The following is a 19,070-nucleotide window of genomic DNA, read 5'->3' as shown; positions in this document are numbered from 1 at the left end:
ACCGGCACATTACGCCCGAACGCCGCCGCACCGCGATCGTCGCGGATGGTGCTGGTCCCCCGGTGTTCGGTGTGGTTGGGTTTGCGACCGAAGTTCCGCGCACCGGTTGTCGTTGGTGCGCAAGCGAATGCGGGAGGGACATCGCAATGACCCGAGATGCGGCCGTCGAACGGGCAACGCGGCACTTCGACTCCGGTGCGTTCCGCACGGATCTCGCGCGACGCGTCGCCTTCCGCACCGAGAGCCAGGATCCGCAGCGCGCCGACGTGCTGCGCCAGTACCTCCTCGCCGAGATCATCCCGGCCGTCGAACACCTCGGCTGCTCGGCCCGCATCGTAGACAACCCGGTGCCCGGCGGCGGACCGTTCCTCCTCGCGCATCGACACGAGGACGATGCCCTGCCCACCCTGCTCACCTACGGTCACGGCGACGTCGTGCTGGGCCACGACGCGCAATGGCGCACCGGATTGGACCCGTGGCAGCTCTCGATCGAGGGTGACCGCTGGTACGGGCGCGGCACCGCCGACAACAAGGGCCAGCACACGATCAACCTCGCCGCGTTGGAGAAGGTGCTCGACGTCCGCGGTGGCAAGCTCGGCTTCAACCTCAAGGTCCTGCTCGACATGAGCGAGGAGATCGGCTCGCCGGGCCTGGGCGAAGTCTGCGCCGAGCACTCCGACGAACTCGCCGCCGACCTGCTGATCGCCTCCGACGGCTGCCGCTTGGCGGCGCAACGGCCGACGCTGTTCCTCGGCTCGCGCGGCGCCGTCAACTTCGCGCTCCGCTTGAAGTTGCGCGACGGCGCCCACCACTCGGGCAACTGGGGCGGACTGCTGCGCAATCCGGCCAGCGTGCTGGCCAACGCGCTCGCCAGCATGGTCAGCGACCAGGGAAAACTGCTGGTCGATGGGTTGCGCCCACCGGCGATCCCGGATTCGGTGCGCGAGGCGCTGTCCGACGTGACCGTTGACGGCGGCCCGGATTCGCCGACCATCGACGCCGACTGGGGCGAGCCCGGACTGACCCCGAGCGAGCGGGTCTACGGCTGGAACACCCTCGAAGTGCTGGCGTTCACCGCCGGGACCCCGCAGGCACCGGTCAACGCCATCCCCGGCAGCGCCGAGGCGCACTGCCAGCTGCGCTTCGTGGTCGGCACCGACTGGCGCAACGTCGAGCAGATCGTGCGCAAGCACCTCGACGACCGCGGGTTCTCGATGATCGAGATCGAGATGCGCAGCAGCGTCGCCGCCACCCGCCTGGACCCGGAGAACGAGTGGGTGCGCTGGGCGCTGGACTCGCTGCGCCGGACCACCGGCGTCAAGCCCGCGCTGCTGCCCAACCTCGGCGGCACCCTGCCCAACGACGCCTTCGCCGAGGTGCTCGGTCTGCCCACGATCTGGGTGCCGCACTCCTACCCGGCCTGCGCCCAGCACGGCCCGGACGAGCACCTGTTGGGCTCGGTGGCCCGCGAGGCACTGCGGATCATGGCCGGGCTGTTCTGGGACCTCGGCGACGTCGCCCAGACGCGGCGCTGAGTTGCCGATGTCGCGAGAAATCGGCACCCTCCCCGCACGAGGCGCGGGGCAATTTCTCGCGAAATTGCCCCGCCATGGCGATCGGCCGACGGATCGGTCTTCGGTGACAACCTGGGCGTTCGGCGACTACCATAGTTCACCAGGGAGAAACGATTTCATATTCGTGAAACGAGGGTGATCCGGTTTGTCGTCGCCGAACCTGGACCAGTTGGGATTCCGCCTGCACGCCGATGATTCGGTCCTCATCGCCCGCAACGACGTCGAACCCGGCACCTACTCCGGTGTGCCGGTGCCCGACGCGGTGCCGCGCGGCCACAAACTGGCCACAGTGGACATCGCCGAGGGCGCGCCGATCCGCAAGTACGGCCAGATCATCGGCTTCGCCGCCCGCCCGATCAAGGCCGGCGAGCACGTGCACACGCACAACGTGGCCTACCAGGAGTTCCAGCGAGAGCACGCGTTCGGCACCGAAGTGGTCCCCACCGAGTACGTGCCCAGCGCGCAGCGGGCCACCTTCGAGGGCTTCGTGCGGCCCGACGGCCGGGTCGGCACCCGCAACTACCTCGCGGTGCTGACCTCGGTGAACTGCTCGGCGACCGCGGCCAAGATGATCGCGCGCCGGGTCGAGGCATCCGGGCTGCTCGACGACTACCCGAACGTCGACGGCGTCTGCCCGCTCACCCACACCCTGGGATGCGGGCACAGCGGGCGGGGCAACGAGGGCTTCGAGGTGCTGCGCCGCGCGTTGCAGGGCTACGCCGGGCACCCCAACATCGCGGGCCTGCTGGTGATCGGGCTGGGCTGCGAGGTCAACCAGGTCAAGAGCCTCACCGAGGACCTGCGGCTGCCGCCGGGCATGCCGGTGCACGCCATGACCATCCAGGAACTCGGCGGCACCAAGAAGACCGTGGCCGAGGGCGTGCGGCGGATCGAGGAAATGCTGCCGATCGCCAACGCCTACCAGCGGCAGACGGTTTCCGCGGACAAGCTGGTCCTGGCCATGGAGTGCGGCGGTTCCGACGCCTACTCCGGGATCACCGCGAATCCCGCGCTGGGTGCGGCAGCCGACCTGCTGATCCGCAACGGCGGGACCGCGGTGTTCGGCGAGACCACCGAGATCTACGGCGCCGAGCACCTGCTCACCCGGCGCGCGATCAGCCGCGAGGTCGGCGAGAAGCTGGTGGACCGGATCTCCTGGTGGGAGAAGCACGTCCAGATCGACGGCAGCTCCATCAACAACAACCCCTCCCCCGGCAACAAGGCGGGCGGGCTGACCACAATCCTGGAGAAGTCGCTGGGCGCGGCGGCCAAGGGCGGCACCACCAACCTCGTCGACGTGCTGCAGTACGCCGAGCCGATCACCGAGCAGGGCCTGATGTTCATGGACACGCCCGGTTACGACCCGGTCAACGCCACCGGGCTGATCGCTGGCGGCGCCCAACTGCTGTGCTTCACCACCGGACGCGGCTCGGCGTTCGGCTGCAAACCAGCGCCGAGCATCAAGCTGGCCACCAACACGCCGCTGTACGAGCGGATGACCGACGACATGGACATCAACTGCGGGGTCATCGCCGACGGCGAACTGACGGTCGCGGAAATGGGCCAGCAGATCTTCGACCAAATCCTGCGAGTGGCGTCGGGCGAGCAGACCAAGAGCGAAGAACTCGGCTACGGAGAAGAAGAATTCGTCCCCTGGCACCTATCCACAGTGCTCTGAAGCGCGCCAGCGAGCACCTCACCGTCGTGAGTGGTTACGGCCGCTATGGCGACCGTAACCACTCACGACTGTTCAACCGCAACTTCGGCACGGCTTGCTCTGCGGTTCGAAGCCACTTCGCCGCAGCACCTGCAACACTTCCGCCGCAACGCCGCACGCATCGGTGTGCACCTCGTTCCAGCCGTAAACGAGGCGGGATCGACCGGCCAACTCGGCCGCGTTGTCACGACGCCGGTCCCGGAAGGCAATGCGGCTCGTGGTGTGGAACTGGCGCCCGTCGAGGCGCACCGTCAAACGCGACCCGACATCGTCATACGCGACGTCTTCCCAGAGAACAACACCGTCGACCGCGAACGGAACCTGCCGTGTCCCGGCCGGGAGCCCATGCGCCTGCTCGACCTTGAGCACGTACTCTGCTTTCCAACACCGAGAGCGCACCACCGCGCAGCAGTTCCAACGCCTGCTTCAACACCTTCCGATACCGGAATGGCGGCTTCAAGTTGGCTGTGCACGCGCCAGATCGCTATGCGAGTAGAACCGACGAGTTGAATGAAGGTATTTCGCGCCTGCTCGGCCGATGGTTCGGCCGTCGCGAGATCGATGATGGTGTCCTCCCGGTTCGTGCGCGGTGGTTCCGCCGGAGCCACGATGTGTCGGAAGGCGCGGGAACGGTGCACCTGGACCGTTGGAAGCTGCGAGATCGCCGAATTCGAGTACGGCACGGTGATGTGCACCTGCGAGTCGGATGCCGAGGGCAGCATTCCCCATTCCTCGGCCGCGGCGCGGTGGCTGAGCACCGCACATGGGCCGCCGTAGCACAGGGCGGCGGAGATCAGGGACGACCTCGGTAGCGGACCCGTGAACACCGAGTACACCCCCGGCAGCACTCGCCGCCACCGGTTGGCCGCGAGGTGCGCCCGGACCGTGCTCCGGGAAACCCCGAATTCGGGCAGTTGGTTGTGACACACGATTCCGTGCTGAGAATCGATCAGCTTCAGCCATCGCTCTCGGTCTTCTCGCGGCAGGAAGTTCTTGTTGCACCACAGTGGAGTGTTCGACATGCACCCACGATCTGCACCAACGCGTTTTCACACCAGGGGGGTTGGCGAATCTGTGGACAGCTCTGTCGCCTGTGGACAACTCACGTGCACCGATCGTGAGTGGTTGTGGTCGCCAGAGCGGCCGTAACCACTCACGACCGGGGCAGGAGTTCGCGGAGCGCGGCCGAGGGGCTGCAGGGTTTCGGCTAGGCGGAACCCGTGCTGCCGACGAACTTGGGCGCGCCACCCTTTCCAATCCGAACGGCGTGCTCGGCCGCCGTTACTGGTCGAACTGACCGCTCTTGATCTCCTGGGTGAAGGCGCTCCACCGCTGCGGGCTCATCTCGAAAACACCCCCAGCACGATCAATCGAGTCACGAAATCCCACAGCCTCACGCGTGACCCCCGCGGTAGAACTCGAAACCCAGCGCCTGGAAGAAATCCGCACCAAGCTGGCACAGTCGTGAGCGCGAAAGCGGGTTGGAGCCCGCTTTCGCACTCACGACTCATTCGGGCCGATCAGGCGTTGACGGTTTGGCGGGGAATGTCGAGGTCCCAGCGGTGGCGGGTCAGGACGACCGGGACACCTTCTCCTCGGGCCTCCGCCGCGAACACCGCCGCTCGGGCTCGACGCCACCACACCACCGTGCGGAACGTGCCGAACACCAGCAGCGCCACCAGCGCGAGCATCGCCACTCGGTACTCCGAGCCGCCCGGCATGCCCTGTGCCAGGTCCAGGACCAGGCCCACGCACAGGACACCGAGTGCGGTTGCCGAGTGCCCACCCGCGTTGGCCACACCGGTGGCCGTGCCGACCTGGCGCACCGAGTTGTAGTCGCGCACCAGGGCGAAGGCGACCGCCGAGACCGGGCCGCCCAGGGCGAAGACCATGAAGGCCGTCGCGATCACCGCCAGCGGCGGTCTCCCCTCCGGCCAGCCCAGCAGCACCACCCAGGACAGGGCGTTGAGCAGCAGGTAGCCGAGCACGATCCACATCCGGCACTCCGGGCGGCGGCCGATCAGCGCACCCACCACCGGACCGCCGATCACCTGCCCGATGATCAGCACGCTCAGCAGCACGCTCGCCGTCGCGGCAGGCACGCCCAGCCCGTTCACCAGGTACGGGAAACCCCACAGCAGGGTCAGCGCGCCCGAGACGAACATCGTGCAGAAGTGCGCCCAGAACGCGAGCCGCGTGCCCGGCACCGACCACGCGGCGCGCACCTGCTGGAAGACCGCACCCCCACTACGCGGTTGCGGACTGCCCGGCGAGGCATCCCGCACGACCGTTGCGGTGACCGCCGCGTAGCCGAGCGTCAATGCGCCCACCAGCAGGAATGTCGCCGTCCACCCCATGTTCTGCAACGCCAGCGCGAGCGGGAACGTGGCCGCAACACCCCCCAGCGCCCCCAGCGCGCTGGACACCGTTGCCACCAGTGCGTAGCGGCGGGCGGAGAAGTGCGCTGCCACCAGCCGCAGAATGCTGACCCACATCAGCGCATCGCCCAGGCCCAGCACGGCGCGGGCGAGCAAGGCCATCGGATACGACCCGGCGAGGGCGAAGAGCACCTGCCCGGTGCCCAACAGCAGCACCGCGACGGTGACCACCTTCCTGGCCCCGAACCGGTCCACCAGCAATCCGGTGGGAATCTGCATCCCGGCGTAGATGCCGACCTGCAGGACCGTGAACGCGCTCAGCGCGGCGGGTCCGACGTCGAACCGGTCCAGCGCCTGCGTTCCGGCAACCCCCAAGCTGCCTCTGTGAAATACCGCGGCGAGGTAGGCAACCACCGCCGCACTCCAGATCCACCATGCCCGACTCTCCGGTCGGTCGGCAGCCACGAAGAACCTCCTCATTCAGAAAATGTCAAGATCATCGGTGATCTCCTACTCATCTGTTCTGTCGGCTCGACACAACGCAGGGTTACCGAAACAGCACGTGCACTGCACCACACTTTCCGCACCCATCCGTTTTTCCCGATCTCATCAGAAACTCGCAGATCCATCCACTGTGGACTCTCCAAAGATCAGCCCGCGAAGCTCCTGTCTTTGTTCTTTGGAGCGGGGAAGCCGCTTAGCCCACGTACGCAACCGGCACCGCCGCGGGTTCTCAGACGTCGTCTCGCGAGGACAGCCACGGGACATTCATGATGTCGGGGATCCCACAGCGAGACGGCGTCTGAGGTTCCGCTACCCGCACCGCCACGCAAAAGAGTCCTGCTGAAGAAGATTCAGAGTTCCGCTACTACTTCGTCGAGTAGTCCTACCAGGCCGGCCAGCGCCGGGTTCTGGTCGTCCGCGCGCCACACCAGGGCCAGTGGGATCGGCGGCGCGTCGTGCACCGGAACCAGCACCACCCCAGGCACTTTCAGGTGTTCGGCGGTCATCGGGACCAGGCTGATCCCGGAACCGGCGCCGACCAACGACAGGATCGTGTGCGTGTCCGGTGCTTCCTGCACGAAATCCGGGCTGTAGCCGTGTCGCAGGCAGGCCGCCTGCACCAGCTGGTTGACCACCGACCCCCGCCCGCTGGGGTAGCTGATGAACGCTTCGCCCCGCAGATCTGCCAGCCCGATGCTGCGACCATCGGCCAGCCGGTGGTCCTCCGGCAGCGCGACCGCCAACGCGTGCTGCTCCAGTTCCCGCACGCACAGACCCTCGGTCGGCACCGGCAGGCGCAGCAGCCCCGCGTCGACCTCCTGCTGGTTGATCCGGTCCACCAGCTCGCCGCCGTAGAGCGGGCTGCGGATTTCGAAGCGCACCTTCGGATAGCGCTCCCGGAACTTGCGCACGATCAGCAACATCACCTGGTACGACGTCTGGCCGCTGAACCCCAGCCGGACCACGCCGATCTCCCCCGCCGCGGCTTGCCGGGCCAACCGCGGCGCGGCTTCCGCCGCTTGCAGCGTCTTGCGCGCCTCGTGCAGGAACGCCTCCCCGGCCGCGGTCAGCGCGACCTGCCGCGTGGTGCGGCGCAGCAGCGGCACCCCGACTTCGTGCTCCAGGCGTTTGATCTGTTGCGACAGCGGCGGTTGGGACATGTGCAACCGGACCGCGGCCCGGCGGAAGTTCAGCTCCTCCGCCACGGCGACGAATGCCTGCAGGTGGCGTAGCTCCACCGCCCAACCTCCCGACCACGAGCGCCTTTGCCCAGGTCAACGCGGATTGTGTCGCGCAACGAATCAAACCTACCTGAATTTGGTGTTAGACGGAACACATCCGCTGACCTAGCGTCGAAGCACGGGATCGCGATGCGGCGGCACCGACGTCGACCGCACCGCATCGGCGGATCTTCAGCTGTGCCAACGGGTTTCGATCCGCCGAGGGCTCGGTGGATGGCCCGCGACCGGTCGAGACGGAGCCAACGCGATGAGACGGCTTTCTGCGCAGGAGAGAATGGGCCGCAAGGCCGGGATCGCCTCGTTCGTCGGTACCAGCATCGAGTGGTACGACTTCTACATCTACGGCACCGCCTCGGCACTGGTGTTCGGCAAGCTGTTCTTCCCGGTCGTCACGCCTGCCATCGGCGTGCTGGTGTCGTTCGCGACGTTCTGGGTCGGGTTCCTGGCCCGTCCGCTGGGCGGCATCATCTTCGGCCACCTCGGTGACCGCGTCGGCCGCAAGAAGGCGCTGATCATCACGCTGCTGCTGATGGGCTGCACCACCGTCGGCATCGGCGCGCTGCCCACCTACGCCACCATCGGCATCGCCGCGCCGATCCTCCTGGTGCTGCTGCGGGTGGTGCAGGGCCTGGCCGTCGGCGGCGAGTGGGGCGGTGCCGTGCTGATCGCCACCGAGCACGCCCCCAAAGGTCGCAGCATCATCTCCGGCTCGTGGGCGCAACAGGGTTCGCCGTCCGGCCAGATCCTCTCCTCGCTCGCCTTCACCCTCGTCTCGCAACTTCCCGACGACGCGTTCTACGCCTGGGGCTGGCGCCTGCCGTTCCTCGCGTCGGCCGTGCTGGTGGTGCTGGGGCTGGTGATCCGGTTGAGCATCGAGGAGTCGCCGGAGCTCACCAAGCTCAAGCAAACCGGCTTGACCGCCAAGTTCCCGCTGCTGGACACCTTCCGGCACCACACCGGGCTGGTGGCGCTGGGCGTCTTCGCCTGCGCGATCGTGTTCTCCGCTTCGTACTTCAAGAACACCTTCGCCGTGTCGTGGGCGACCAACGAGCTCGGTTTCGAGCGGAACACCTTCATGACCGTGGTGCTGATCGCCAGCATCACCCAGTTCGTCGTGCAGCCCTTCGGCGCGCTGCTGGCCAGCAAGTACGGCGTCCGCAAGATCGTCACCCTGCTGCTGGTCGCGGAGCTGCCGGTGATGCCGCTGATGTTCCTGATGATCAGCACCGGCAGCTTCGCGCTGTCGGTGGTGGGCATGGTGCTGGCGACCGTCCCGCACGTGATGTTCTACTCGATCCTCGCCGGGGTGCTGGCCGACGCGTTCCCGGCCCGCGTCCGCTACACCGCCATCTCGCTGTCCTACGGCCTGGCCGGGACGCTGCTCGGCGGCACCACGCCGATGATCGGCCAGCTGCTGCTGACCGCCTCCGGCTCGATCCTGCCGGTGATCGGCTGGGCGCTGGTCACCGTGCTGATGTCGCTGGTCGGGGTCCGAATCCTGTTGACCCGGTCCGCACGTGGTGCGCACCAGGAAGCCGCCGAGTCCGCGCTGGCTGGCTCGTGACCAGTGGTGAGGAGAGCGATGGATCCGAACGTGTTCGACGACGTCCTGCGCACCGTCCGCGATTTCGTCCGCAACGAGGTGGTGCCCAGCGAGGACGAGATCGAGGAGACGGACGCGATCCCGCAGCGGTTGCGCACGGCCGCCGCCGAGATGGGACTGTTCGGTTTCGCCCTGCCCGAGGAGTACGGCGGGCTCGGCCTTTCGATGAGCGAGGACGTCCGGCTGGCCATCGAGCTGGGCTACGCGGTTCCGGCGTTCCGCTCGATGTTCGGCACGAACAACGGCATCGCCGGGCAGGTGATCGTCAAGTACGGCACCGAGGAGCAGAAGCAGGAGTGGCTGCCCCGGCTGGCGTCCGGTGCGGCCATCGCTTCGTTCGCGCTCACCGAGGACGGAGCAGGTTCGGACCCGAGCTCGGTGCGCACCAAGGCGGTTCGCGATGGCGGAGCGTATGTGCTCTCCGGAGCCAAGCGGTTCATCACCAACGCGCCGCAGGCCGATCTGCTGGTGGTGTTCGCCCGCACGGACGAGGAAGCCGAGGCGCACCGGGGAATTTCGGTGTTGCTCGTCGAGACCGGCTGGGACGGGGTCCGGATCGGGCCGCCGAACGCCAAGATGGGCCAGGCCGGGGCGCACACCGCCGAGGTGTTCTTCGACGACGTCCGGGTGCCCGCGACGGCGATCGTGGGCGGGCAGGAGGGCACCGGGTTCGCCGCGGCGATGTCGTCGCTGACCCGCGGCCGACTGCACATCGCGGCCATCTGCGTCGGCCTGGCCACCCGGATCGTCGAGGAGTCGGTGCGCTTCGCCGCCGAGGCCGAGCAGGGCGGCAAACCGATCAGCCGCTTCCAGCTGGTGCAGGCGCTGCTCGCCGAGTCGCAGGCCGAGCTGTACGCGGGGCGGTCGATGGTGCTGGAGGCCGCCCGCGAGTACGACTCCGGGGTGGACACCCGGCTCGCGCCGTCGTGCGCGAAGTTGTTCTGCAGCGAAATGGTTTCCCGCGTCGCAGACCGCGCGGTGCAGGTGCACGGCGGATCCGGCTACATGCGCGGCGTGCCGGTGGAGCGCTTCTACCGCGACTCAAGGGTGTTCCGGATCTACGAAGGCACCAGCGAGATCCAAAAGCTGATCATCGCGAAGCAACTGCTGCGCCAAATTTGAGGAATCTAGCGAGGAGGGGTTCGTGGGCGCCGTTGACAGCTCGGCAATCCAACGACTGCTGCATCCGCGATCGATCGCCATCCTGGGCGCTTCGGACAATCCGGTCAAGTTGTCCGGCCGCCCCATCGAATTGATGAAGCGCTTCGGCTACACCGGTCGACTGCTGCCGATCAACTCCCGGCGCACGCAGGTGCAGGGCCTGCCCGCCTACCGCAGCCTCGACGAGGTCGGCGGCGAGATCGACCTGGCGATGGTGATGCTGCCCGCCGACAAGGTCGTCGACGGCGTCCGGGATTGCGCGAAACGCGGCATTCCGGCCGCGATCGTCGGCGCCTCCGGGTTCGCCGAGATCGGCGAGCGCGGTGAGCTGTTGCAACGGCAGTTGCAGGTGGTCATCGCCGAGACCGGCATCCGCGTGCTCGGCCCGAACTGCCTGGGCATGTTCAGCCTGCGCGATCGCGCGCTGCCCACCTTCACCTCGGCGATGGACGACAGCACCGAGCTGCGCGAGGGGCCGGTGGCTTTCGTCAGCCAGAGCGGGGCTTTCGGCACCTTCATCTTCAGCGCGGCGCAGGCCGCCGGGCTGGGCATCTCCCACTTCCTCAACACCGGCAACGAGGCCGACCTGTCGGTGGCCGAAGTGCTCGGCGGGTTGGTCGAGACCGCCGAGAGCGAAGTCCTGATGGCCTACCTCGAAGGCGTGCACCACGGTCGCGAGCTGCTGGCGGTGGCCCGCCGGGCGCACGAGCTGGACAAACCCATCCTGGCGGTCAAGGTCGGCAGCTCCGAGGCCGGGGCGCGTGCCGCGCGATCGCACACCGCGTCGCTGACCGGGGAGGACGCCGTGTTCGACGGCGCGACCCGGCAGTTCGGCATCATCCGGCTGGACGGCATGGAGCGGTTGCTGGACACCGGGTTGGTGTTCGCCGCCGGTCGACGCACCCGAGGTCGGCGGCTGAGCACGCTGTCGCTGTCCGGCGGCGCCGGGGTGCTGATGGCGGACATGGCCAGCAGCAACGGTCTTCAGGTGCAGCCCTGGGACGAGGCGTGGCAGCGGCGGATGGCCGAGGTCATCCCGCCGTTCGGTTCGCCGCGCAACCCGGTCGATCTCACCGCGGCGCTGCTCAGCGAACCGGGCATGCTGCGGCGGGCGCTGGAGATCGCCGTCGAACACCCGGGCACCGACATGATCGCGGTGCTGCTGGGCAACGCCGACAACGCGGCCACGCAGCTGATCGACGCGATCGAGCAGGCATACCGGTCCACCGACCGACCACTGGTCGTGGTGTGGACCGGCGGCAGCGGTCGACCTCGCCAGCAATTTCAGGAGCTCGGCATTCCGTGCTACACCGACCCCGGACGGGCCGCGGCGGCGCTGGGCGCGCTCGCCGACTTCAGCCTGCGACCGCCGCTGCCGAACCCGACGCGGCCCACCGACATCGACGAGCAGGTGGCCCGCGCGATCATCCGGGACGCCCGCGAGCACGGCCGCACGCAGCTCGACGAGCACCAGTCGAGTCGGCTGATCGCCGCATACGGCGTGCCGTGCGCCGGGGCGTTCCCGGTCGAAACCCCGGATGCCGCCGTCTCGGCGGCGCACGACCTCGGCGGCCCGGTCGCGGTCAAGCTGCTGTCCGACCACATTGGACACAAGTCCGACATCGGCGGGGTTCGGCTGGCACTGACCGACGACGCCGAAATCCGCACCGCTGCCGAGGAACTGCTGCGCGTCGCCCGCGACGCCGGTGATCCCGGCGCGCGACTGCTGGTGCAGCGGATGGCCGGTGGCGACACCGAACTAATCGTGGGCATCAAGCGCGACCCGGCCTTCGGTCCGGTGGTGGTCGTCGGGTTCGGCGGCGTGCTGGTGGAAGTGCTCGCCGACAGCCAGGTCGGCGTGGCGCCGCTGGACACCGACGCGGCGAAGCGCCTGCTGACATCGTTGCGCGGCAGCCGGTTGTTCGGGGAGGTGCGAGGCAAGCCCGCACGCGACCTGGACGCCGCTGCGGACGTGGTGGCGCGGCTGTCGTGGCTGGCTGTCGATCTGGCCGACGACATCGCGGAGTTGGACGTCAACCCGCTGCTGGTGGACGCGGTCGGCAACGGCGCTGTCGCGGTGGACTGCCTGGCGGTGGTCACGGATGGGTCGTGAGTGGGAGTGGTCGCTCACGACCGGGAAGGTACGCAAGCGATGAACGACCTGACGCCCCTGGACGGGGCAGCTCCCGAGACGGTGTTCCGGGACGGCCTGGCGGCCGGTGAGCTGCGGTACCAGCGCTGCGGCGAGTGTTCGGCGGTGGTGTTCCCACCGCGTGTGCTGTGCCCGGACTGCGGCAGCGATGATCTGAGCTGGCACCGCAGCAGCGGGCTCGGGAGCGTCTACTCGACAACTGCGGTGCGCAGCCGCAGCGGGGTGCACAACGTCGCGCTGATCGATCTCGACGAGGGCTTCCGGATGATGTCGCGGGTCGACGACGTCGATCCCGACCAGGTGGTCATCGGGTCCCGCGTCGCGTTCGCCGTGGCCGACGAGGATGGCACGCCGGTCGCGTTGTTCCGGACCACGGGCCGCCCCGAGCAGCAACCCGTTCCCGCTCGCGTCAGTCGAACGGGCGCTGGGGCTTCGAACACCACGTTGCGCGGCACCGCTGCGGTCGTCGGGGTGGCCGAGTCGGATCTCGGGGCGGTCGCACCGGGCCTGACCCCGCTGGACCTGGTCGGGCAGGCGACGGTGCGGGCGCTGGCCGACGCGGGCATCCGGAAGTCCGAAGTGGACGGACTGTTCACCGCGTCGTCGTACTACCCGATGTCGGGCATGGACACCGCCGAATACCTCGGCATCAGGCCGAAATACGTCGACGGATCGACCATCGGTGGCAGCTCGTTCGTCTCGCACCTGCTGCACGCCGCAGCGGCGATCAACGCCGGGATCATCTCCACGGCGCTGATCGTCTACGGCAGCACCCAGCGCTCCGATGGCGGTCGGTTGGTCTCGCCGTCCAAGCCGAACCCGTTCGAGGCGCCCTACCGAGCCCGGCACCCGATCAGCATGTACGCGATGGCGACCGCGCGGCACATGCACCAGTACGGCACCACCCGCGAGCAGCTGGCCGACGTGGCGGTGGCCGCGCGGCAGTGGGCGCAGCTCAACCCGGCGGCGTTCCTGCGCGAGCCGCTGACCCGCGAGGAAGTGCTGTCCGCGCGGCTGATCAGCGATCCGCTGACCAAGCTGGACTGCTGCCTGGTCACCGACGGCGGCGGCGCGGTGGTGCTGACCAGCGCGCAGCGGGCGCGGGAGCTGCCCGGCAAGCCCGTCTTCCTGCTCGGGGCTGGCGAGGCGACCTCGCACCGCAGCATCTCGGCGATGCCGGATCTGACGGTCACCGCGGCGGTGGAATCCGGTAGCCGGGCGTTCGGGATGGCCGGGCTGACGCCGCAGGACGTCGATGTGGTCGAGCTCTACGACGCCTTCACCATCAACCCGGTCCTGTTCCTGGAGGACCTCGGGTTCTGCGCGAAGGGCGAGGGCGGCGCGTTCGTCGCCGAAGGGCAGATCGCCCCGGGCGGGAAGCTACCGGTCAACACCAACGGCGGGGGCCTTTCCTACTGCCACCCCGGCATGTACGGGATCTTCACCATCATCGAAGCGGTCCGGCAGCTGCGCGGCGACTGCGGTGCGCGGCAGATCGAAGGCGCCGACGTGGCGCTCGCGCACGGCAACGGCGGTGTGCTGTCCAGCCAGGTCACCGCGATCTTCGGCACCGAAAGCACGCTGTGACCGAACACTCTCCGAGGAGGACTTCATGTTGCAGGACAAGGTCGCGATCATCACCGGCGGCGCCAAGGGGATCGGATTCGCCATCGCGGAGAACTTCGTCGCGCACGGCGCGAAGGTGGTGCTCGCCGACATCGACGCCGAGCACGCACGGGAATCCGCCGCGAAGCTGGGCGGCGAGGGCATCGCGCTCGGGGTGGCCTGCGATGTCACCGACGCGGACGCGGTGCAGGCGGCGGTGCGGACGGCCACCGACGAATTCGGCGCGTTGGACGTCATGGTGAACAACGCGGGCATCACCCGCGACGCCACCATGCGCAAGATGACGCTCGCCGACTTCGAAGCGGTCCTGGACGTGCACGTCAAGGGCGCGTGGCTGGGCACCCAGGCAGCCGCCGCGGTGATGCGCGAGCAGGGCAGCGGTTCGATCGTGAACATCTCGTCGATCTCCGGCAAGGTCGGCATGATCGGCCAGACGAACTACAGCGCGGCCAAGGCGGGCATCATCGGGTTGACAAAGGCAGCGGCCAAGGAGGTCGCGCACCAGGGCGTGCGGGTCAACGCGGTGCAGCCGGGCCTGATCCGCACCGACATGACCGCGGCGCTGCGCGAGGACGTGTGGCAGGCCAAACTCGCCGAGATCCCGATGCAGCGCGCGGGAGAACCCGAAGAGGTCGCCAAGGTGGTGCTGTTCCTGGCCTGCGACCTGTCGTCGTACATGACGGGCTGCGTCCTGGAAATCACCGGCGGACGCCACATCTGACCAGGAGGCGAGAATTTCCCAATAGGTGCGCGATTGACTCGCGTGACAGGGCCAGCAGTAACACCCCGATCAGTCGTGAGGGCACACCGGGTTCTGGGCCGGTTGCGCACTCACGAGCGGTGATAATCGGCACATGGCGGAGGAGATCGCGCGAAACGAGGCGACCGGTGACTTCACCAATGTCGTGCAAGCGGGAACGATCGCAGGTGACGTGCACCTGCACGCCCCGCAGACCGCTGCGCGCGGTCCAGTCCCCCGGCCGGTCGGCGACTGGACCCCTTTCGACCTGGATGTGCACCGAGCGATCGTCCTGTCGGCCGCGAACGAGCAACTGCCGGAACTACCGCGATACCTGCGCCGAACGCACGATGGCGAACTCGATGCCCAGCTGGTCGACCCCACTCGCAGCCTGATGGTGGTGCTGACCGGCGGATCCTCCACCGGCAAGACCCGCGCCCTCTACGAATCCGTGCGGAGCCACGAAACGCTGAGCAACTGGCCGCTGCACCACCCGCGCACGGCTGATGGTTTGGTGAGCCTACTGCGGAGCGGCAAAGTGGTGCCCGGCTCAGTGCTCTGGCTCAACGAAACCCAGAACTTCCTCACCGGGCCCGCAGGTGAAGCTGCCGCGGCATGCCTGCGCATGCTGCTGGACGGTTCAATTCCCGGCCCGGTGGTGGTGCTGGGCACGTTGTGGCCGCAGTACTGGGCGGAACTAATCGCCGACACGACCAACGATCATCCGTACGCGCGAGCGCTGCTGCAGCATTCGGTGCGCCGGATTCGGGTGGCCGAGCAGTTCAGCGACGCAGACCTGGCAGATCTTCGCAGCGGCGAGCTGATCGATCCGCGCCTTTCCCAAGCAGCCAGCGCGACCGGCGCAGACCGCAAGGTGATCCAAACCCTGGCTGGTGGCCCTGCCCTGGTGGAGCGTTTCGAACACCCCGATACGCCGGAAGACCGCTACGCGGCGGCCATCATCGCAGCAGTGATCGACGTCCGACGCCTCGGTTCGAAGAGCCTGCTGCCACGCGCCCTGCTGACCGATGCCGCCCACGGTTACCTCAGCGAACCCGATCGAATCGATCCGCCCCACGACTGGTTCGCACAGGGGCTGGCCCGAGCCGCCGACGACGCGCAATACGGCATCACCGCTCTCGTGCCGAGACGCCACCATCCCGGAGCAGGTCCGCCGGACGGCTACGAACTGCACGACTACCTCGAACAGCACGGCCGGGCGACCCGGCGCAGGGCGTTGGTACCGGACTCCCTTTGGGAAGCGCTCCGAACGCACACCACGGACCCGTTCGACCAGTACCTGTTCGCGGAAAACGCCTACCACCGCCTGCTCTACCGGCACGGCAACGCCTTGTACCGCCGCAGCCTCAGCACGGCCAACCCCTTCTTTCAAGAGCGGATGGTCCCCGTGCTGGCCGAGTACGGTCGCGTCGAAGAGGCCGTCGCGCTGTTGGCCGAGTTCGATCCCGAACACGACACCCTGGAGGAGGTCCTGCCAAGGCAAGAGTACGTGGCAGCCGTGGACACCTTGATTGACCAACGACGCGACGAAGACGCGTTGGCCGTGCTGGAGGGACTCATCGATGCCCGGATTTACGCCCACTGGGCGACCCGCCGGTTGGCCCACCTGTTCGTGAAACTCGGTCGGGAAGAAGACGCGATCAAGACCCTCAAGACATACATCGAACGCGGACATGACAACGCGAGTACTTCGAGCAGCAGAGACATTCAGCTGGGCGGTCGATGGCTTGGCGGCGATCCCTCCGGTTCCGCCAGCGAGCAGTTGGCAGACCTGCTCGTGACGTGCGGCCGCGCGGAACAGGCATTGCGGCTGGTGCGCGACCGGGTCGACGACGGTTGGGGCCCCGGCTGGCTTGCCAGGCAGTTCGCCAAGGCGGGCAACACCGAGCAGCTCGACCGCTTCGCCCAGGTCGGTTCGCCGGACGCGGAGTGGCTGTTGACGGAGCTGCGAATTGAGCAGGACCCGGCCATCGACGTGATCGAGGCACTGCGAGCTCTCGGTCCGAACCAACCACCGCGCGGCAAGGTGGACCGGCTCGTCGAGCTGCTGACCGAGCAAGGTCGGTTCGATCATGCCCAGGAGTTGATCTTCGACAGGGCCACGTCGTCGCTTCACTTCGAGCTCCGCGAGGAAACGCTCCGAGGTCTCGTTCGTGCGATGGCCGCGCACAACCGCGCTGCGGAGGCGATCGCTTTCCTGCAACGGATCGTCGTCAGCGATTTCGCCGGACACGTGCCGAAGACCGGCGTCAAGGCCATGCTCGCGGACCTGTTGGCCGAGCAGGGACGCTGGCCGGAAGTCCTCGAACTGCTCCGCGTCGGCGAGCAGTGGGCACTTGAGTGGTTGCCGGAACACCTCGCGAAGAACGGGAAGCTCGACCTGCTCCGCCAACTCGCCGACACGGGCAATGATCGTGCTCGTTATGAGCTGATCAGGCTGTTCATGCATGGACGCAACGAGCGGGAAGCACTGGAAGTGCTGCAAAACTTCACGTACGCTGACAATTCGGCAACCCGCAGGCTTGCGCAGCTGCTCGCCGACCACGGCAAGGTCGCGGAGCTGCGCGAAAGCGCTGCGCGGGGTGACCGGTATTCGTCGCAGCAGCTCGTGAAACTCGCACAGCGGGGAGATTTCCCAGGCGCCGAACGGCTGCTGGAATTCGGTCTGAACACCGATGGATCAATACCCGACGGCAACCAGCGGTCGTGAGCGCGCAACCGGTCCAGAACCCGGTTGCGCACTCACGACCGGTGGTCAGGTCAGGTGGCGGCGGAAGAAGTCGAGGGTTCGGGGCCACGCCGTTCGGGCCGAGTCCTCGTGGTAGGCCGCCGGGTTCTGGTCGTTGAAGAACGCGTGCCCGGCCGGGTAGACGTGGACCTGCGGGCGGACCTTCGACTGCTCCTGGATCTTGTCGCGCAGTTCGGCCACCGTCTCCATGCTGATGGTCCGGTCGTATTCCGCGAAGTGGCACAGCATCGGCGCGGTCAGGCCGGAGAAGTCCGTGTCGGTCACCGACGGCGTGCCGTAGAACGGCACCACCGCACCGACCCGGTCGCCCTGCTGCGCGGCGAGCACGATCGCGAACCCGCCACCCATGCAGAACCCGACCACGCCGACCGACGAACTCGTCACGGATTCGTGGCCCAGCAGGTGGTCGATCGCACCGGAGAGGTCGCGGGCCGCCTGGTCCACCGGTAGTTGTTGCATCAGCCGGGCGGCTTCCTTGGCGTCGTGCGTGGTGTGCCCGCCGTAGAGATCGGGGGCCAGCGCGACGAACCCTTCGGCTGCCAGCCGGTTGGTGACATCGGCGACGTGGTCGGTCAACCCCCACCACTCCTGGATCACCACCACCCCAGGCCCCGAACCGGACGGGGTCGCCAGATATCCGTGCGCGGTGCGCCCATTGCTGGCGAAGCTGACGTTCTGGTGCGGATTCGTCACGCTCGTACTCCTTTGTCCGGCGGCTGAGCCTCGACCCCGACCGGCACATCGTCGCGCCCGACCGGGGTGATCGCACGCGGTCACACCTGGGTCGCCTGGCGTTCCCGCACGAACAGCAGCAGGACGAGCCCGGCGAAGATCAACACGTTATCGAGGACACCCGCCGCGTGCCAAGAGCCGGTGCGGTCCCGCGACACCAAGCCGGGGACAGGATCGAGGTGGACCGATCAGCTCCGCCGACCGCCGCGGAGTTGAACGTCCACACTGGAACAAGGGTCGCTCACGTCCGGACCATTGGCAGGAAGACCTGGTCGACGATTTCGACGACCGTCTCGTCCGGGATCTCCAGCACCGGGCCGCTGATCTGGTACTCGTGGCGCAGCAGCACGACGGGCACGGCCGCCACCCGCGGCGTCAGCGCCGCGGGTCGGGCTTCGCCGCGCGCCACCGCCCTGGTCAGGATGGTCATCATGGTGCCGGGTTCGTCAGCCAGTATTTCGCGCAGTTCGCGGATGAGCTCGGGCTGCTGGTGCAGCTCGGACATGGCGCCGCGGAGGATCTCACCGCCCACCGATGACGCCATGCGGGCGACCACGCCGCGCAGCAGCGCGAGGACGTCGGAGCGCAGCTCACCCGTGTCCGGCGGGGTGGCCGCTTGTGCCACGAACTGGCGATGCGCGGCCAGGGCGAGCGCGGCGCGGTTCGGCCAGCGCCGGTAGATCGCCGTCTTGTTGGTGCCCGCGCGCTGTGCGACCCCGTCCATGGTGAGCCGGGCGTAGCCGCCCTCGGCCACCTCGTCGAACGCCGCCTGCAAGATCGCGTTCTCCAACTCCGCGCCGCGCCGCCGGGAACGCTTGTCCGGTTCCGCCGCGGCCTTCGACGCCTTTCGCTCTGGCGGCACGCCCAGCCTCC

General features: G+C 68.1%; 14 protein-coding genes. 8 read left to right on the top strand and 6 right to left on the bottom strand.

The annotated features are described in order from the left end of the window. The first annotated feature begins 146 nt into the window (after positions 1-146). Together MOQ72_RS15355 and MOQ72_RS15350 are read left to right on the top strand one after the other, a co-directional pair. Positions 147-1,535, top strand: a complete 1,389-nt coding sequence (locus MOQ72_RS15355) for a M20 family metallopeptidase (RefSeq protein WP_242184206.1) — start codon at positions 147-149, stop codon at positions 1,533-1,535. A gap of 184 nt (positions 1,536-1,719) precedes the next feature. After that, entirely contained in the window at positions 1,720-3,252 is a 1,533-nt protein-coding gene (locus tag MOQ72_RS15350; protein WP_242184205.1) for a UxaA family hydrolase, read from the top strand. Between the two features lie 72 nt (positions 3,253-3,324). Here MOQ72_RS15350 and MOQ72_RS15345 read toward each other — a convergent pair whose 3' ends face one another. From MOQ72_RS15345 to MOQ72_RS15335, 4 genes are all read right to left on the bottom strand, one after another. Then, positions 3,325-3,660 carry a putative endonuclease domain-containing protein gene (locus MOQ72_RS15345; protein WP_242184204.1) on the bottom strand — a complete coding sequence of 112 codons (336 nt, stop codon included), beginning with the start codon at positions 3,658-3,660 and terminating at the stop codon, positions 3,325-3,327. 912 nt (positions 3,661-4,572) lie between these two features. Further along, the gene (locus MOQ72_RS45560) at positions 4,573-4,680 is read right to left on the bottom strand and encodes a DUF397 domain-containing protein (protein ID WP_372495387.1); all 108 of its coding nucleotides are present in this window, start codon (positions 4,678-4,680) and stop codon (positions 4,573-4,575) included. A 131-nt stretch (positions 4,681-4,811) separates the two neighbouring features. Further along, the gene (locus tag MOQ72_RS15340; RefSeq protein WP_242184203.1) at positions 4,812-6,134 is read right to left on the bottom strand and encodes an MFS transporter; all 1,323 of its coding nucleotides are present in this window, start codon (positions 6,132-6,134) and stop codon (positions 4,812-4,814) included. Between the two features lie 389 nt (positions 6,135-6,523). Continuing rightward, entirely contained in the window at positions 6,524-7,411 is an 888-nt protein-coding gene (locus tag MOQ72_RS15335) for a LysR substrate-binding domain-containing protein (protein WP_242184202.1), read from the bottom strand. 250 nt (positions 7,412-7,661) lie between these two features. On the opposite strand from MOQ72_RS15335, the gene MOQ72_RS15330 reads away from it, so the two are divergent. The 6 genes from MOQ72_RS15330 (at position 7,662) to MOQ72_RS15305 (ending at position 17,426) form a co-directional block, all read left to right on the top strand. After that, positions 7,662-8,978 carry an MFS transporter gene (locus MOQ72_RS15330; RefSeq protein ID WP_242184201.1) on the top strand — a complete coding sequence of 439 codons (1,317 nt, stop codon included), beginning with the start codon at positions 7,662-7,664 and terminating at the stop codon, positions 8,976-8,978. Between the two features lie 18 nt (positions 8,979-8,996). Next, positions 8,997-10,139 carry an acyl-CoA dehydrogenase family protein gene (locus MOQ72_RS15325; RefSeq protein ID WP_242184200.1) on the top strand — a complete coding sequence of 381 codons (1,143 nt, stop codon included), beginning with the start codon at positions 8,997-8,999 and terminating at the stop codon, positions 10,137-10,139. Positions 10,140-10,161: 22 nt separating this feature from the next. Next, positions 10,162-12,291, top strand: a complete 2,130-nt coding sequence (locus MOQ72_RS15320; RefSeq protein ID WP_242184199.1) for an acetate--CoA ligase family protein — start codon at positions 10,162-10,164, stop codon at positions 12,289-12,291. Positions 12,292-12,330: 39 nt separating this feature from the next. Next, entirely contained in the window at positions 12,331-13,917 is a 1,587-nt protein-coding gene (locus MOQ72_RS15315) for an acetyl-CoA acetyltransferase (RefSeq protein WP_242184198.1), read from the top strand. Positions 13,918-13,942: 25 nt separating this feature from the next. Next, a complete protein-coding gene (gene fabG, locus MOQ72_RS15310) occupies positions 13,943-14,677 on the top strand; it encodes a 3-oxoacyl-ACP reductase FabG (RefSeq protein WP_242184197.1) in 735 nt (244 codons plus the stop codon). Between the two features lie 133 nt (positions 14,678-14,810). Further along, positions 14,811-17,426: a type 1 periplasmic-binding domain-containing protein gene (locus tag MOQ72_RS15305; RefSeq protein WP_242184196.1), complete on the top strand. Its 2,616-nt coding sequence runs from the start codon at positions 14,811-14,813 to the stop codon at positions 17,424-17,426. Between the two features lie 45 nt (positions 17,427-17,471). Here the strand turns inward: MOQ72_RS15305 and MOQ72_RS15300 are convergent, their stop codons facing one another. Continuing rightward, on the bottom strand, positions 17,472-18,158 hold the full coding sequence (locus tag MOQ72_RS15300) for a dienelactone hydrolase family protein (RefSeq protein WP_242184195.1): 687 nt from the start codon (positions 18,156-18,158) through the stop codon (positions 17,472-17,474). A gap of 280 nt (positions 18,159-18,438) precedes the next feature. Then, a complete protein-coding gene (locus tag MOQ72_RS15295; protein WP_242184193.1) occupies positions 18,439-19,059 on the bottom strand; it encodes a TetR/AcrR family transcriptional regulator in 621 nt (206 codons plus the stop codon). Positions 19,060-19,070: the final 11 nt, after the last annotated feature.

The sequence above is a fragment of the Saccharopolyspora soli genome (genome assembly GCF_022678645.1).
Taxonomy (GTDB): Bacteria; Actinomycetota; Actinomycetes; order Mycobacteriales; family Pseudonocardiaceae; genus Saccharopolyspora; species Saccharopolyspora soli.
The sequence above is the reverse complement of the archived record's forward strand: the minus strand, read 5'-3'. Positions and strand labels throughout refer to the sequence as shown.